At 71.5% G+C, this 15,533-nt stretch carries 14 protein-coding genes; 6 read left to right on the top strand and 8 right to left on the bottom strand.

The window, feature by feature from the left end:
* The first annotated feature begins 190 nt into the window (after positions 1–190).
* From G4D86_RS18370 to G4D86_RS18385, 4 genes are read left to right on the top strand one after another with little or no spacing between them, the layout of a single operon-like run.
* The gene (locus G4D86_RS18370; RefSeq protein ID WP_163995275.1) at positions 191–3,658 is read left to right on the top strand and encodes a serine/threonine-protein kinase; all 3,468 of its coding nucleotides are present in this window, start codon (positions 191–193) and stop codon (positions 3,656–3,658) included.
* Positions 3,659–3,700: 42 nt separating this feature from the next.
* Entirely contained in the window at positions 3,701–4,396 is a 696-nt protein-coding gene (locus tag G4D86_RS18375) for a hypothetical protein (RefSeq protein WP_163995276.1), read from the top strand.
* Positions 4,396–5,667: a YcaO-like family protein gene (locus tag G4D86_RS18380; protein ID WP_163995277.1), complete on the top strand. Its 1,272-nt coding sequence runs from the start codon at positions 4,396–4,398 to the stop codon at positions 5,665–5,667. The genes G4D86_RS18375 and G4D86_RS18380 overlap by 1 nt, the downstream gene beginning before the upstream one ends.
* Positions 5,664–7,019 (top strand): TfuA-like protein, encoded by a 1,356-nt coding sequence (locus G4D86_RS18385; protein ID WP_163995278.1) that lies wholly within the window; start codon positions 5,664–5,666, stop codon positions 7,017–7,019. Before G4D86_RS18380 ends, G4D86_RS18385 begins: the two co-directional genes overlap by 4 nt.
* Positions 7,020–7,040: 21 nt before the next feature.
* On the opposite strand, the gene G4D86_RS18390 is transcribed toward G4D86_RS18385, so the two are convergent.
* Both G4D86_RS18390 and G4D86_RS18395 read right to left on the bottom strand, forming a co-directional pair.
* Positions 7,041–7,823, bottom strand: a complete 783-nt coding sequence (locus G4D86_RS18390) for a class I SAM-dependent methyltransferase (RefSeq protein WP_163995279.1) — start codon at positions 7,821–7,823, stop codon at positions 7,041–7,043.
* A gap of 56 nt (positions 7,824–7,879) precedes the next feature.
* Positions 7,880–8,320 carry a CBS domain-containing protein gene (locus G4D86_RS18395; RefSeq protein ID WP_163995280.1) on the bottom strand — a complete coding sequence of 147 codons (441 nt, stop codon included), beginning with the start codon at positions 8,318–8,320 and terminating at the stop codon, positions 7,880–7,882.
* A gap of 254 nt (positions 8,321–8,574) precedes the next feature.
* Between G4D86_RS18395 and G4D86_RS18400 the strand changes: the two genes are divergently transcribed.
* Entirely contained in the window at positions 8,575–8,958 is a 384-nt protein-coding gene (locus G4D86_RS18400) for a response regulator (RefSeq protein WP_163995281.1), read from the top strand.
* A gap of 98 nt (positions 8,959–9,056) precedes the next feature.
* On the opposite strand, the gene G4D86_RS18405 is transcribed toward G4D86_RS18400, so the two are convergent.
* From G4D86_RS18405 to G4D86_RS18430, 6 genes are all read right to left on the bottom strand, one after another.
* Positions 9,057–9,836, bottom strand: a complete 780-nt coding sequence (locus G4D86_RS18405; RefSeq protein WP_163995282.1) for a ZIP family metal transporter — start codon at positions 9,834–9,836, stop codon at positions 9,057–9,059.
* Positions 9,837–9,918: 82 nt separating this feature from the next.
* Complete coding sequence (locus G4D86_RS18410; protein ID WP_163995283.1) at positions 9,919–11,169, bottom strand: COG3014 family protein; 1,251 nt, start codon at positions 11,167–11,169, stop codon at positions 9,919–9,921.
* 4 nt (positions 11,170–11,173) lie between these two features.
* A complete protein-coding gene (gene lpoB / locus G4D86_RS18415) occupies positions 11,174–11,782 on the bottom strand; it encodes a penicillin-binding protein activator LpoB (protein WP_163995284.1) in 609 nt (202 codons plus the stop codon).
* A 13-nt stretch (positions 11,783–11,795) separates the two neighbouring features.
* A complete protein-coding gene (locus G4D86_RS18420; RefSeq protein ID WP_163995285.1) occupies positions 11,796–12,626 on the bottom strand; it encodes a hypothetical protein in 831 nt (276 codons plus the stop codon).
* Between the two features lie 12 nt (positions 12,627–12,638).
* The gene (locus G4D86_RS18425) at positions 12,639–13,205 is read right to left on the bottom strand and encodes a hypothetical protein (RefSeq protein WP_163995286.1); all 567 of its coding nucleotides are present in this window, start codon (positions 13,203–13,205) and stop codon (positions 12,639–12,641) included.
* A 125-nt stretch (positions 13,206–13,330) separates the two neighbouring features.
* Positions 13,331–14,968: a mechanosensitive ion channel family protein gene (locus tag G4D86_RS18430; protein WP_163995287.1), complete on the bottom strand. Its 1,638-nt coding sequence runs from the start codon at positions 14,966–14,968 to the stop codon at positions 13,331–13,333.
* Between the two features lie 181 nt (positions 14,969–15,149).
* Here G4D86_RS18430 and G4D86_RS18435 point away from each other — a divergent pair, with 181 nt between their 5' ends.
* Positions 15,150–15,533: a response regulator gene (locus tag G4D86_RS18435; protein ID WP_120202605.1), complete on the top strand. Its 384-nt coding sequence runs from the start codon at positions 15,150–15,152 to the stop codon at positions 15,531–15,533.

The following is a 15,533-nucleotide window of genomic DNA, read 5'->3' on the forward strand; positions in this document are numbered from 1 at the left end:
CCCCGGTTTCCCGTGGCGCCACGCCCATTCCTCTTGCGGACTTCGTGCCAACCACCCTGTTTTCAGTGTTTTCAGGGAGTTGGCCCGAAAGGGGCCCCGAAACGACCCCGGGACGCGTCCAGAGGGGACGCGAGCGCGTTCTGACGGGACGCACGTGCGTTCCAGGCGGACGCAGCGGGTAGCGCCCGGTATGCTGCGCCCCCCTATGACGGCTTCAGCGTGGCTCCACTCCCTGCCTGGGGTGGGGGCGACCATCGGTCCCTACCGGCTGCATGAGGTGCTGGGACAGGGCGGCATGGGCGTCGTCTACCGGGGGGAGCACCCGGAGACGGGCGAGGCGGTGGCGGTCAAGACGGTCAGGGCCGCCTCCGAGGTGCCCCTGGCCAGCATCCGCCGGGAGATTCACGCGCTGCGTCGGCTGCGGCACCCGGGCGTCGTCCGCATCGTCGCGGAGGGCGTGACGGACGGGCTGCCCTGGTACGCCATGGAATTGCTGCGCGGGCAGACGCTGCGCGGCGCCAGCGCGGGGCAGGAGCCGGGGCCGGTGTCGCCCGAGCGGCTGCGCTTCGTGCTCACCCTGGTGCGGCGGATGTGCGCGCCGCTGGCCTTCCTGCACGCCAACGGCCTCGTGCACCGGGACCTCAAGCCGGAGAATGTCTTCCTGCGTCCTGACGGCACGCCGGTGCTGGTGGACTTCGGCATCGCCGCGCGCTTCGGCGGCTCGCGGGGGCGCGAGACGCTGGACGTGGGCGGCGCGGTGGTGGGCAGCGACGCGTACATGGCCCCGGAGCAGCTGCGCGGCGGCTTCGTGGACGCGCGCGCGGACCTCTACGCGCTGGGTTGCATCTTCTACGAGTTGCTCACCGGCCGGCCGCCCTTCCTCCCGGGCCGGGAGGGGCCGGTGCCGCACCAGCACATGCACGTGGCGCCGGTGCCTCCGTCGCGGCGGGTGGAGGGCCTGCCGGACGGCGTGGACGCGCTGGCATTGCGGCTGTTGGCGAAGAAGCCCCAGGAGCGGCCGGGCTACGCGGAGGACGTGGCGGCGGCGCTGGACGCGCTCGGCGCGGAAGGCGGTGGCGACGGCGGCGCGGTGCCCCGGACGCCGGCCTACCTCTACCGGCCTGATTTGGCCGGACGCGGCGGCGAGCTGGGGCGCCTCATGGTCGCGCTGGACGCGGCGTCGCGAGGCCAGGGCGGGCGCGTGTTCCTCGGTGGCGAGAGCGGCGCGGGCAAGACGCGACTGGCGCTGGAGCTCGCGTCGGAAGCCACGTGGCAGCGCATGGCGGTGGTGACGGGCGAGTGCGTGCCGCTGGACGCCGGGGGCGCGGACGTCCACGCGGCGCCGCTGCAGCCGCTGCGCCCGCTGCTGCTGGCGGTGGCGGACCGGTGCAACGAGCGGGGCGCGGCGGAGGCGGACCGGCTGCTGGGGCCGCGCGGGCGCGTGCTCGCGGCGTACGAGCCGTCCCTGACGCAGCTCCCCGGCCAACAGGAGCAGCCCGAGCCCCCGCCCCTTCCGGCCCCCGAGGCCCGCGCCCGCGTGCTGGCGGCGCTGCGCGACACGCTGCGGGCCTTCGCGGAGGTGCAGCCGCTGCTGCTGGTGCTGGATGACCTGCAGTGGGCGGACGACCTGACGCTGAGCTTCCTGCAGGAACTGGGCGCCGAGCACCTCGCGTCGCGGCCGGTGCTGCTGGTGGGCACGTACCGGATGGACGAGATGGGCGCGGCCCTGCGCGCGCTCGTGGGCGCGCCGGACGCGGTGCGCGTGGAGGTGGGACGGCTGAACGCGGCGAGCGCGGGGGAGATGGTGCGCGGAATGCTGGCGCTGCGCGAGGTGCCCGCGCCCTTCGTGGACTCGCTGGTGCAGGAGACGAGCGGCAACCCCTTCTTCATCGCCGAGTACCTGCGCGCCGCCATCGACGCGGGCCTGCTCTTCCGCGCGCCTTCCGGAGAGTGGCTCTTCGAGGCGGGAGGCAGCACCGCGCACCGTCCGCTCCCCCTGCCCGGCAGCATCGTCGAGCTCATCGAGCGGCGGCTGGCCGACCTGGGCGCGGAGGGACGCGCGCTGGCGGAAGCCGCCTCGGTGCTGGGACGCGAGCAGGACGCGGAATTGCTGCTCACCATCGCCGCGCTGTCGGAGGCCGCGGGGCAGGAGGCGGTGGAGGAGTTGCGCCGCCGGCAGGTGCTGGAGGAGTCCGGCAGCGGGCGCCTGCGCTTCGTGCACGACAAGCTCCGCGAGGTGGCCTACGCGCGCATCCCCGCCGCGCCCCGGCAGGCGCTGCACCGGCGCTCGGCGGAGTGGCTGGAGCACCGCTACACCGGCACGCCGGAGGTGGAGCGGCACGCCGCGGCGCTGGGCCACCACTGGTCCCGCGCGGGCAGGCCCGGCCGCGCCAGCGGGTGGTTCTCACGCGCGGCGGACAGGGCCCGCGCCGCGTACGCCAACGGCGAGGCCATTGCCTTCTACGAGGCCGCGCTGCGCGAGGCGGCGGCGTCCGCGCAGGACGCGAGCGCGTCCCCGGGGAACGCGGGCGGCGCGGGGGGCCTGGCGCTGGAGCGCGTCTGGGAGGGACTGGGCGAGGTGCTGGCCCTCACCGGCCGGCAGGCCGAGGCGCGCACGGCCTTCATGGAGGCCCTGGCACGCATTCCGCAAAGTGCGCGCGTCCGTCGCGCCAACGTCCTGCGGAAGGTGGGCAAGGCCTTGCAGACGCACCATCTGAACGAGGAGGCGCTGCGCGTCTACGCGCGCGCGGAGGCCGAGCTCGGCCCCGCGCCGGACGCGACCTCCCCCGCATCTGGTGAGTCCGAGGCCTGGTGGCACGAGTGGGTGCAGCTCCAGGGCGAGCGCATCACCGTGCACTACTGGCTGGCGCAGCTCGACGCGATGAAGGCGCTGGTGGACGGCGTGCGGCCCGTGGTGCAGGAGCACGGCTCGCCGCTGCAGCGCGCGCGCTTCTTCAACTCCCTGGTGCAGATGCAACTGCGTAGCGAGCGTTATCAAGCCTCCGCGGAGACGGTGGCGCACGCGCGGGCCTACACGGACGCGGCGCTGGAGGCGGGCGGCGACCTGGAGCGCGCGGGCGCCCGGTGCGTGCTGGCCTCGGTGCTGCTCTTCCACGGCGCGCTCGAAGAAGCACAGGCAGGCATGGAGCTGTCGCTGCGCGAGGCGGAGCGGCTGGGCGACGTGACGCTGCAGACACGCTGCCTCACGTACCTCACCGTCATCCTCCGGCTGCGCGGGCAGGTGGACGCCGCGCGCGAGGCGGCCGGGCGCAGCCTGGAGACCGCCTCCACCGCACGCATGGCGGACTACGTGGGGGCGGCGCACGCCAACCGGGCGTGGGTGGCCCTGCGCTCGGCGGACGGCGCGGCCGCGCGCGAGGCCGGCTCGCAGGCCCTGCGGCTGTGGCAGCCCCTGTCGCTCGTCTACCCCTTCCAGTGGCTGGCGCACTGGCCGCTGCTGGCCGTGGAGCTGGCGGACGGCCGTGTGCCCGAGGCGCTGGGCCACGCGCGTGCCATGCTGGCGCCGAGCCAGCAGCGGCTGCCGGACACACTCTCCGCGCCCCTGTCCGCGGCGCTGGCGGCGGAGCCCGACTCCGCTGCCGCTCGCGAGCACCTCCAGGTAGCGAGCGACGCCGCTCGGCGACTCGGCTACCTGTGACGGTTCGACCTTCCGCCGTTCACCCATAGCCACCGAGGACGCATGGCCGCCAAGAGCCCCAAGGAATACGTCTATCTCTTCTTCCAGCCCAACGAGGTCAACATCCTCGAGGGCTTCACCACCGAGCTGAAGGTGATGGGCGTGCCGAAGGACAACCCGAATGTCCCGGAGAACGTGACGCAGTTCGTGGATTTCAAGGTGAATCCCAAGAAGTCCTCGGAAGAGAAGGAACCGCGCGCCCAGGTGAAGATTGTCAGCCGGACGGACGAGGCCGTCACCGTGAAGGGCGTCAAGCCGAGCGGCGCGCCCGCCGACCTCCTGGCCACGCCCAAGAAGGACTCGCCCCTGCCCCGCGGCCTGGAGGCGCGGGCACGGCTGTGGGTGGACGAGTCGGACCTGCTCCTCTACGCGCCGGACGGCAAGGTCTACTGGCTGCCCACTGAAACGTGGATGAAGGCGAAATCCTTTGATCCCAAGCATCCCCAGGACATGAAGAAGCTCGCGAAGGCCATCCTGCCGCTGCTCAAGAACGAGACGGTGGTGGCCAACATCCCGCACCATGTCGAGCACGAGCGCGCGGGCTCCGCGGGCGCTAACATCTCCGCACCCTCCGTGCCGGCCGAGCCCGTCACCTGCTTCCTGCTCAACCTCAACAGCATCCTGTTGAGCTACACGCCCAGCAAGGACCTGGAAGCGAAAGAGCAGGACGCCTCTCCCTTCGAGTCCCGGAAGTACTGATGCCCCTTCGTCCCGCCCGTCGCACCCCGGAAGCGGCCCTGCCCTCCGGCACCCTCAAGCACTTCCGCCACGGCACGCACCGGGTGGTGACTCCCACCGAGACACTGGAACGAGTACGGCGGCTCATGCCGGTGCTGGGCATCACCCGCATCGCCAACGTCACCGGGCTGGACACGATTGGCATCCCCGTCGTCATGGTGGCGCGGCCCAACGCGCGCTCGCTGGCGGTGTCGCAGGGCAAGGGACTGACGCTGGACGCGGCGAGGGCGTCCGGCCTCATGGAGTCCGTGGAGGGCTACCACGCCGAGCACGTCTCCCTGCCGCTGAAGCTGGCCACGTACAACGAGCTGCGCTTCCGCGAGGCCGTGGTGGACGTGGCCGGCCTGCCCCGGCTGTCGGTGAGCCTGTTCCACGAGAACTGGCGGATGCTCTGGGTGGAGGGCGTGAATCTCATGCAGGGCAGCCCCCTGTGGCTGCCCTTCGACCTGGTGCACACGGACTACACGCTGCCGCTGCCCACCGGCAGCGGTGCGTTCCTGATGAGCAGCAACGGGCTGGCCTCCGGCAACCACGTGGTGGAGGCCACGCTCCACGGGCTGTGCGAGGTGGTGGAGCGCGACGCCACCACGCTCTGGCACGCGCGGGGCGAGCGGGCCCAGGCGCGCACCCGGTTGGACCTGGACTCGGTGGACGACGCCGGGTGCCGGGAGGCGCTGGAGAAGTACGCGCGCGCGGGCATCGCCGTGGGTGCGTGGGAGACGACGAGCGACGTGGGCGTCCCCGCCTTCACCTGCTCCATCATCGACCGCGAGCCGGAGGCCTTCCGGCCCGTGGCGGTGGCCAGCGGCATGGGCTGCCACCCGTCGCGCGAGGTGGCGCTGCTGCGCGCGCTGACGGAGGCGGCGCAGAGCCGGCTCACGCGCATCAGCGGCGCGCGGGACGACCTGCACCGCAAGGCCTACGAGTCCGCCCGGGACGGCGTCGCGGCGGACCGGCTGCGGACGCGGCTGCGCGAGGAGCCCGCCGTGCGCCGCTTCAACGATGCCCCCTCGTATGACGGGGCGACGCTGGAGGACGACCTGGCGTGGGTGCTGGGGAGGCTGGGCGCGGTGGGGGTGAGCCAGGTGGTGGCGGTGGACCTGACGAAGCCGGAACTGGGAGTGCCCGTGGTGCGGGTGGTGGTGCCGGGGCTGGAGCCCACGCACGAGGCCCCGGGCTACATGCCCGGCGCGCGCGCGCAGCGGGCGATGCGGGAGCGCGAAGAGTCATGACGAAGGTGTTCATCTTCACCGGCCCCACGCTGCGACCCGAGGAGGCGCGCGCGGAGCTGGAGGCCGTCTACCTTCCGCCGGTGCAGCAGGGCGACGTGTACCGGGCCGCGCGGGAGGGGCCGGTGGCCATCGGCATCATCGACGGCTTCTTCGAGCACGTGCCGGCGGTGTGGCACAAGGAAATCCTCTGGGCGATGTCGGAGGGCATCCACGTCTTCGGCGCCGCCAGCATGGGCGCGCTCCGCGCGGCGGAGCTGGAGGCCTTCGGCATGGAGGGCGTGGGCGCCATCTTCGACGCCTTCCAGCGGGGCGAGCTGGAGGACGACGATGACGTCGCCGTCGCGCACGGGGGCGAGGAGGACGGCTGGCGCCCGCTGTCCGAGGCGATGGTGAACATCAGCGCCACGCTTTCGGCGGCCTGGGTCGAGCGCGTCGTGAGCCAGGACACCACCAGGACCCTGGAGCAGGTGGCCAAGGGACTCTTCTACGTGGAGCGGGCCTGGCCGGTGCTGCTCGCGCGCGGGGCCCGGGAGGGCGTGCCGGCCTCGCAGCTGAAGGCGTTCGAGGCGTGGCTGCCGACGGGCCGCGTGGACCAGAAGAAGGCGGACGCGCTGGCCCTGCTGCGCACGATGCGCGAGCGACTCGAAGTCGGGCTGTCGCCCAAGACGGTGAGCTTCCCCTTCCAGCACACGGATGCGTGGGAGGAGGCGCGGCGGCGCGCGGGCCGGCTTCCCTTGCGCAAGGACACGCGGCCCCTGGAGGGCGTGGCGCCCGAGTCGCTCCTCGACGAACTGCGGCTGCGTGGCGAGCTGGGCGCGGCGCGGCGCTCGAGCATGGCGCGGGCCCTGGCGGTGGAGCAGGCCCGCCGGCTGGGACGCGAGCCCGGCGAGGACGAGCTGCGCTCCACGGCCGAGGCGCTGCGACAGGAGCGGGGCCTGGAGCCCGAGTCCTTCGAGCGCTGGCAGGCGGAGCAGCAGGTGGATGACCTGGGGCGGCTGCTGCGCGACGAGTCCCACGTGCGCTGGGTGGAGACGCTGTTCGAGCCGGACGTGCTGCGGCACCTCGCGGACCACCTGCGGCTGACGGGCGAGTACGCCGGCCTGCTGGAGCGGGCCCGGGACAAGGAGCGCGTCCTCACGGCGGCGGGGCTGGCGACGCCCCGGCCGGAGGACGCGGGCATCACCGAGGACATGCTGTGGCGCTGGTACTTCGAGGAGCGCCAGGGCCGGATGATGCCGGAGTCCCTCGGCCGGGCCGCGCGCGACGGCGGCTTCTCGGACGTGGACTCCATGCGCCGGGCCGCGCTGCGCGAGCTGTGCTACGTGCTCGCCAAGGCCGAGGCGCCGGAATGAAGGCCCGGCGCCCCGCGCGCATCAGGCCGGCTTGAGGACGAAGACGCGGTCCAGCCGGCGGCTCCCCCGGGGCACGGGCGAGGCCAGGTCGTAGTCGAAGTCGTACGCGGCCACCACGCGCAGGCCGGCGTCCCGGAAGAGCTTGCTGGCCTGGGGCGCGCTGTACGTGCGGAAGAACCACGTCGTCTCGATGAGCCAGTCCTTCCCCGGCCCGGTGACGCGCAGCCGGTTGCGCATGGGGGAGCGGCGCGCGCGGCGCTCGGGCACGCCCTCGTGCGTGTTGCAGACGACCTTGTCCTTGCCCACGTGGCCCACCCAGCGCTCGTGCTCCGGCGTGGTGCGCGCGTAGTCCGTGAGGTGGAAGCCGAGCACGTAGATGCCCTCCGGCTTCAGCAGCTTCCGCGTGCCGATGAGGTGCTCGCGCGCCGCGGCCTCGCTGTCCAGGTAGCGGAAGGTGGAGACGAGGCAGTGCGCCAGGTCCACGCGCCCCTGCAATGACGGCTCGGCGAAGGCCTCCATGCGCGACTGCGACAGCCGCACGCGGCGGCGCTGCGCGGGCGTGAGGCGCTTGCGCGCGTGGGCGAGCATCGCGTCGGAGATGTCGTAGCCCACTACCTGGTGGCCCCGGCCCGCGGCCTCGGCCACCAGTCGCCCGGCACCACAGGCGGGCTCCAGCCACAGCTTGCCGCCGGTGCCATGGCGCTCGCTGAGCGCCTGGAGGAAGTCCACCTCGCGCACCGTGTCGGTGCCGAAGATGGCCTCGTAGTACTCGGGGTGCTCGTACCAGTCGGTGCGCTTTTCCATGAGGGCGCGCGCATCCTCCAGGCGCCCGTGGAGAAAGCAAGAAGAAGCCCGGCGCTTCAGGACGCGGTGACACCCGCTTCCGGCGCCGTGCGTCCCTCCGACTCCGCGGCGTCGAGCAGCCGCGAGGCCAGCCGCATGAAGTCGGACTCGGTGATGATGCCCACCAGCGTGTCGTCGCCGTCCACCACGGGCAGGCAGCCGAAGCGGCCGTCGAGCAACTTGTGGATGGCGTGACGCGCGGGCACGTCCGGCGTCACCGTCTCCAGCCCGCGCGTCATGATGTCCGCGACGGCCACGGGCTGCAGGGTGGACGCGGGGTGGCGGCCCAGCGCGCGAATGAGGTCGCGGTGGCTCACCAGTCCCACCAGCTTCCCGTCCCGCACCACGGGCAGGTGCCGGATGTGGTGGAGCTTCAGCAGGTCATCCCCGTTCAGCAGGCCATCCGTCTCCTGCAGCGTGACGACGTCGCGGGTCATCAGGTCCCCCACGGTGAGCATGGCGCGGCCTCCTCGGTGTCGGCCCGTGGGGTGAGTCGGGGTCCACACGGGCCGGAAGATGCGGACCTCCCCAAGGAGGGTGCACCCGTCTCCCACACCGTGCAGCCGGGAGCGGGCGGGCCACCGGGCGCCCTCGGGCCCCCCTGGACTCACGGTGGGCAGGCGCTGCGCCACCACCCGTTCACATCCGCCGCGGCGGCCCCCCATCCACCAGCACGGCGGCAATGCCGCCCCTACCCGCTTCGAGGAGCGACATGCTGCATAGCGTCCTGCTGGTTGACGATGACCCCACCCTGCTCCGCCTCTACACCCGGGTCCTGGAGAACATGGGCTGCGCCGTCGCGACCGCTCCGGATGGACAGGAGGCGCTGATCATGGCGCCGCACCTGCGCCCCCACCTCATCATCACCGACCTGACGATGCCGAGGATGAACGGGCTCGAGCTGTGCAAGGCCCTGCGCGAGGACGCGTGGCTGCGCGACGTCCCCGTCATCCTCCACAGCGGGCTGGACCTGCTGGTGCCCCCACCGGGCGTCGTCTACCTGCGCAAGACGGGAGACCTGGCGGAGTTCGGCGCCCAGGTCATCCGCAGCCTCTCGGGAGCGCCGACGACGCGACGACTCACCCCAGCCGCCTGAGCCGGTGGGCCGCTCCACCGCCCCCCCTCCGAAGGAGCGGCCCACCGGTCCCGGCGCATGCGCCGGGACGGCGGACGTCAGGAGCGATGGGCCCCGGCTCAGTGTCCGGCCGGGTGCCCCATCATCCGCGCGAGGACGAACATCAGGGCCAGTCCCGCGAAGAGCGCCAGCACGTTGCGCCCCGGGTTGTCCTTGCCGTGCCGGTGCACGTGCGGCAGCAAGTCGCTCACGGCGATGTAGAGGAACGTCCCCGCGGAGAAGGCCAGCGCCTTGGAGGCGAGGCTCTCGAAGTTCAGCACCGCGTCGAAGAGGAAGTAGAGCGCCGCGCCCGCCGGCACCATCGCCCCGTAGAGCGTGGACATGAGCAGGATGGAGCCCCGCGAGCGCCCCTCCGTCTTGAGGATGGAGGCGAGCGACAGCGCGGACGGCACCTTGTGCGCGACGATGGCCAGCATCGCCATGAAGCCCACGCCCTCCTCCACCGCCGAGCCCAGGGCAATCCCGTCGAACAGCGTGTGCGTGGACAGCCCGAGGAACGCCGTGAAGCCCAGCAACTGCCCGGGCGCCGCCGGCTCCCCGGTGCCGGACATGTGGTCTCCCGGCAAATCCTCCCCCGCGTGCGCCACCAGGTAGCGCTCCAGCACGAGGAGGAAGGCGAAGCCCGCCGGCACCAGCGCGAAGGCCCACCACCCGCCGCCGGTGTACGCCTCCGGCAGCATGTGGAAGAAGGCCGCGCCCAGCATCACCCCCGCCGCGAAGGCCAGGAAGCGCACCAGGTGCGTGGGCCGCTCGGTCCACACCACCCCCACCGCACCCAGGAGGGCGCCGAGGACGATGATGAGCGAGTAGAGGGCCACCGTGGCCAGGACTGGCGACATGGGGCGCGCACCCTACCTCAATCGGATTCCAGATTCGCGAATCTGGAATCCGACCGCCGGGCCGTGCTTCGTGAAGCGCCGCTCAGTAGCGCCGGACGACGATGACCCCGACCCGGCCGGGCTTCACGTCCACCGTGTGCTCCGTCGTCCGGCCATGCGCCTCCACACGCACCGTGTGGCTGCCGCCCTTCACCCGGAAGCGCGCCACCTGGAACTCCGCGGGCAGGGACAACCAGGAACGCAGGTCTGGCGCGTTCACCGCGTTGAGCAGCAGGAAGGTGAGCACCCCCGCCTCGTCGCTCTTCGTCAGCGCGCCGATGCCCGCCGCCAGGCCGGCCTTCACCGCCACGCCCGCGAGCTGCTTCGCCAGCATCCGGCCGAGGCGCTCGTTGAGGTGCACGCGCGCCACGTTCGCAATCGACGTCACCGTCACCGCCCGCTGCGACTCCTCGCCCAGCGACACCCGCACCACCGGTGCGCTGCCGCGGTCCCGGTACGCGGGCACCTCAATCAGGTTGCCGCCGTCGGAGTCACGCGAGGCGCTCTGCTTCTCCGGCGACAGGCCCGCCTCCACCACCACGACGAGCTGCGACTCGCCCGGCGCCAGCGGCGCGTGCGGCACGTCCGGGTACTTCTGCAAGAGCTCCGCGTACGCGTCGTCCCGGCCCGCCTGCTTCGCCACCCTCAACAGCGGCTCCACCAGCGCGCCGGGCCAGGACTCCAGCGCGTACGCCTTCGCGTAGTCGATGTAGGCCCCGTCCCAGTCGCGCTGGTCCTCGCGGAGGACGCCGCCGAGGTAGCGCGCAATCGCGAGCTGCTCGTACGATTTCTTCTCGTCGGAGACCATCTTCTCCAGGCGGTCATTGACCTGGCGGACCTCCACCATCGCGCTCTCGTCCTCGCCCAGCTCGGCGTAGTTGAGCGCCTGGAGGACGGAGATCATCAGCTTCTCGAAGTCCTCCCCGCGGTAGGCACGCTGGCGCTCGTTGGTGAGGAGCGCCCCGGCCTCCTCGCTGACGGAGACGGCGTCGAGCTGCTCGCTGAGCCGCTCGGCCTGCTCCAGCACGGTGTTGCTCTCCGTCCACTGCCCGGCGGAGTGCAGCACCATGCCCTTGTCCAGGAGCACCAGCAGCCGGTCCTTCTCCACGCCCGCCTTCGCGGCGGCCTCCAGCGCGTCCAGCGCGCGCGCGTAGTCCTCGGACTGGTACGCCATGCGGACGCCGCGCGTGCGCGCGACGTAGTCACCCGCGCAGCCGGACAGGAGCACCAGGCTCAATAGCACCAACCCGCCCCACCGGATGCGGTGGGACGGGCCAGGAGTGAAGAAGCTCATGGAGTTACCAGCTGACGCCTTGCTTCTCGAACTTCTTGCGGATCTGCTTCTCGTCCGTCCACTCGATGAGGCCGGTGCGCACGTTGCTCAGCTTCGCCGTCATCTTGTAATAGACGAGCTTGTCGTTGCCGACCTCCTGGATGATGGAGGCGAGGTCGCCCGTCATCAGGAAGTCCACCGACGTCTGCTGCCCCGGGCCCTTGGCGGCGTTCGGGTCCACGTAGCCGGACTGCTGGTACTCATACTCCTCGGCGATGTCCTGGCGCGCCGCCTGGTCCACCAGCGCGAAGCGGCCCGTCTGCGCGAGGGCCGTTTGAATCTTGTCACCCAGCGAGCGCATGTCGATGTGCTCGGAGGTGCTGTTCTTCAGCTTGCCCACGAGGACGATGGGCAGCGAGCCGTCCTGCCGGGGCTGCTGGAAGCGCGCGGACTCGGCCAGGGAGTTGGCCATCTTCTTGGCGATGAGCTGCAGGTCGTTCTCGTTGAAGCGGTCCGACAGCATCTCGATGGTATTCGGGTCCTCGTACGTGCCACGCGTATAGGCGCGCGGGCCGTAGCACGCGGAGAGCGTGAGGGCGAGGCAGGCGGACAGAAGCAGGCGGTGGGGGTTCATGGTGCGTTGACTCCTAGTTCCATTCGCATTCGAAGCGGCTGCCTTCGAAGTTCCACTTGTAGTTGAGCACCGCGTCGCGGCGGTAGCCGGCCGTCAGGCGGCAGAGGCTCTGCAGCGAGGCGCGCGGGTAGTCGAAGGTGTAGGTCTGCGACTTCGCCCGCTCCTGGTCATTGAGCTGCGAGGGGTGCGTGAGCGTGGGGCTGCCGCTGGCGGCCACCAGCACCTTGTGCGGGCCGTACGTCTTGAGCTGCACCTTGCCCGCCAGCTGCACGCGGCGCACGGTGCGGGCGATGACGATGTCGCTGCGGTCCACCATCGTCTCGTGGCTGTTGCGGCGCTGCAGCAGCTCCGGGATGTTGGCGGTGAAGACGCGGGTGACGTCGCCGTCGTCCACGAAGAAGTAGAGGAACGCCTCGCGCGCGACGCGGCTCTCGCCCGTGAAGTCGAGCGTCACCAGCAGGTCCAGCGCCCGGTTGGGCGCCAGCCCGTGCCGGGACACCGCCGCCAGCACGTTCTTGTCCACGCCCGCCTTCTTCAGGCGGATGAGGCCGTCGGCGCTGGCGTCGCAGGCGCAGCGGCGCTCTTCAATCATCTTCACCAGCTGCGCGGGCTCGAAGCCGGCCTGCGACAGCTTGGTCAGCTCCTCGTCGGTGAGCGGGAGCTGGTCGGAGCGCTCGTAGATGCGCGGGAGCTGGTTCGGGTCCCACTGGATGATGTTGTAGGTCTGCACGTCGCCCGTGGGGAACGGCAGGGCAATCTGCGGACTTCCGCGGCCGGCGGGAGCCACGACGGGGGCCTGGCTGGCGGCCACCGCGAGGGTGGCGGCGAGGATGTGGGCAAGCATGGTGGACCCCCTCTAGAACTTGTAGCCGACGGACATACCCATGCGGTGCGTGACGCCGCCGCCGCCAATGGGGATGTCCGGCATGTAGTTGAGGCCGAGGAGGATGTGGTTCTCGTCGCCCAGGAAGAACTCGGCGCCCACGTTCGGCTCGATGCCGAAGCGCAGCCCCTCGCCCTCGGGAATCACGATGGCGCCCGCCTTCAGGCCCGCCGTGAAGACGACGGGCCAGCCCCAGGTGCGGAAGCGCGGGCCCACCATGCCGATGAAGCGGCCGCCGTCGAAGACGTAGGCGCCGCTCATGTCGAGCTGGAACCAGTCATCGCCCCACAGCGACAGGGTGGCGCCCACGTACAGCGGCGGCCCCTCGGGGGCGCCCCGGGGCGACTCCACGGAGTTGACGGCGGCGCCCCAGTCCAGCTGGAGCGAGACGCCCCGGCCACCCGGGTCGTCGTAACCACCCTTGCCGTACTCCGACTCCTCGGGACCATCCGTGCGGCCGCGCTCCTGCGCGCCGGCGGTGAGTGGCGCGGCGGCGGCCAGCAACGCGAGGGCCCCGCACAACCTGGCATGACGCTTCATCTCGAAGACTCCCCCGAGCAGTAGGTGCGTGAATTCGTGCGCTCTGACGGCGCGCTGCGCCGAATATTCAAGGGCCCCTGCCCGGCAGGCAAGGACTCCCTGCACCTCGTGCCCCGGACCCTCCCTCAGGCCCGGGGGGGCGTCGAGGGAGCGGGGGGCGTCTTGCCCTCCGCCGAGGGCTGCGGTGAGGGCACCTGGCGGGCCTCGGTGCGCGTAATCGGCAGCCACTGCGGGTTGCCGCGGAGGAACTCCACCAGTCGCTCCCGTACCAGGGCGCGCAGGTCGAAGAGCAGGTCCGAGTTGGCCACGCTCACCAGGGCCCGGACGGTGAGCGTCCGGTCCTCCACCTCCAGCACCACCACGTTGCCCACCCGGCCATCCCACATCTGCCGCCCATCGGTCTCCAGGATGCGCGTCAGCTCCGCGCGCAGGGCGTTGATGTCGGTGAAGTAGTCCACCTGGAGGGTGACGGCGCCGAGCATCTCCGAGCTCCCCTTGCTCCAGTTCTGGAAGGGCTTGTCCAGGAACTGGGTGATGGGGATGACCATGCGGCGCTGGTCCCACACGCGCAGCACCACGTAGGTGAGGGTGATTTCCTCCACGGTGCCGAACTCGTTCTCCACCACCACCTGGTCGCCAATGCGGATGGGCTGGGTGATGGAGAGCTGGATGCCGGCCAGCAGCGTGGAGATGGACTTCTGCGCCGCGAGGCCGAGCACCAGGCCGGCGATGCCGGCGGAGGCCAGCAGCGACACGCCCACACTGCGCACCACCTCGAACTGGATGAGCAGCAGCGCGGCGGCGATGACGTAGGTGGCCACCTCGAAGATGGAGCGCAGCACCACCAGCTGGGTGCTGACGCTGCGCGCGCGCGAGGCGTCCTTCATCTCCACCGACACCCGCTTCTGCACGAAGGCAGCGGACACCCGGAGGAAGCGCAGGATGAACCACGCCAGGGAGGTGACGCCCAGCGAGTAGCCCACCCGGTTGAAGAACGTCTGCACCGGCTGTGGCAGACGCAGGAAGGAGGTGCCGGCGGCGAGCAGCGCCGCGAAGACGACCAGCTTGAGGGGCCCCTTGCCCGCGGCCACCAGGTCGTCGTCCCAGGTGAAGCGCGTCCAGTGCGCCAGCCGCAGGGCGAACGCCAGCATGAGCCGCTCCACCACCACCGCCAGCACCAGGGCGCCCAGCAGCGTCACCAGCAGGCCCAGCCACTGCCAGAGCTCCAACCCCAGCACCGGGTTGGAGAAGAAGACGGGCGGCAGGAACTCGGCGACGCGGGGGCCGTACTCCGCGAAGAGCGGGTCCACCTGCCGCACCGTGGACTCGCTGAACACCCACACCAGCGCGCCTTCCGACGTCACCCGCTGGACGCGGATGGAGACGTTGGCGCCCTCCAGGGGGATGGTGCCCAGCTGCTGCGTCCGGGAGTTGGGCGGCTCCCCCTCGGGGGCCTTGCTGAGGGAGGACAGGTCCACCGGCAGCTTCCGGTCCAGCACGAACTTCAGCCGGCGGGCGAGCTGGGCGCCGCGCACCGGCTGTTCGGCGCGGGGGATGAAGTCCAGGTCCAGGTAGTGGGCGGCCAGCGCATAGTTCCCCCGATGGGCGGCGGCCAGGAAGCCCTGCACGGTGGCATGGGGCGTCTGCCGGTCCACCTCGGGCGGAGGCTGCCCCAGGCCATTGTTGAGCGCGGCGGCGGGCAGGCTCCACAGGACGCAGACGAGGACGAGGGCTCTCAGGCCCCGACTGTCACGGTGCATCATGGGGTCCTTCCATACTCCTTTTCGGGCGTCACGCCGGAAGAACCGGGTCCTACCCCTCGGGCGGCCGAGCGTGCGACGGTGGACAGGCCAACCTGGGAGCATGCGGCCTCATCTCAGGGCTTGGGAAACCGTTGGTGCGCCGGGTGGGGGTAGGATAGAAACGGCCCCAAGGAAGGTCGCCGTGTCCGAGAAGCGAAGAATCCTCCTGATTGACGACAGCGAAATCACGCTCGCCATGGAGAAGGCGGTGCTCGAGGCGCGGGGCTATGAGGTCGTCGCCACCTCGACCCTGATGGAGTTCGAGAAGACACTCCAGAGCTGGCGGCCGGACCTCATCCTCACCGACATCCACATGCCCGAGGCCAAGGGCACGGACATCTGCCGCACGCTCAAGAACGAGTACGGCACGCAGGACATCCCCATCGTCCTGTTCTCCAGCCTCCCCGACGACGAGCTGTCCAAGCTGGCCGAGCAGGTCGGCGCCGACGGCTCCCTGTCCAAGGTGAACGGGCTGGAGGCGATGGGCGAGAAGATCGACGAACTGGTGCAGAGCATCCTCTGGTGA

Source organism: Pyxidicoccus caerfyrddinensis, assembly GCF_010894405.1.
Classification (GTDB): domain Bacteria; phylum Myxococcota; class Myxococcia; order Myxococcales; family Myxococcaceae; genus Myxococcus; species Myxococcus caerfyrddinensis.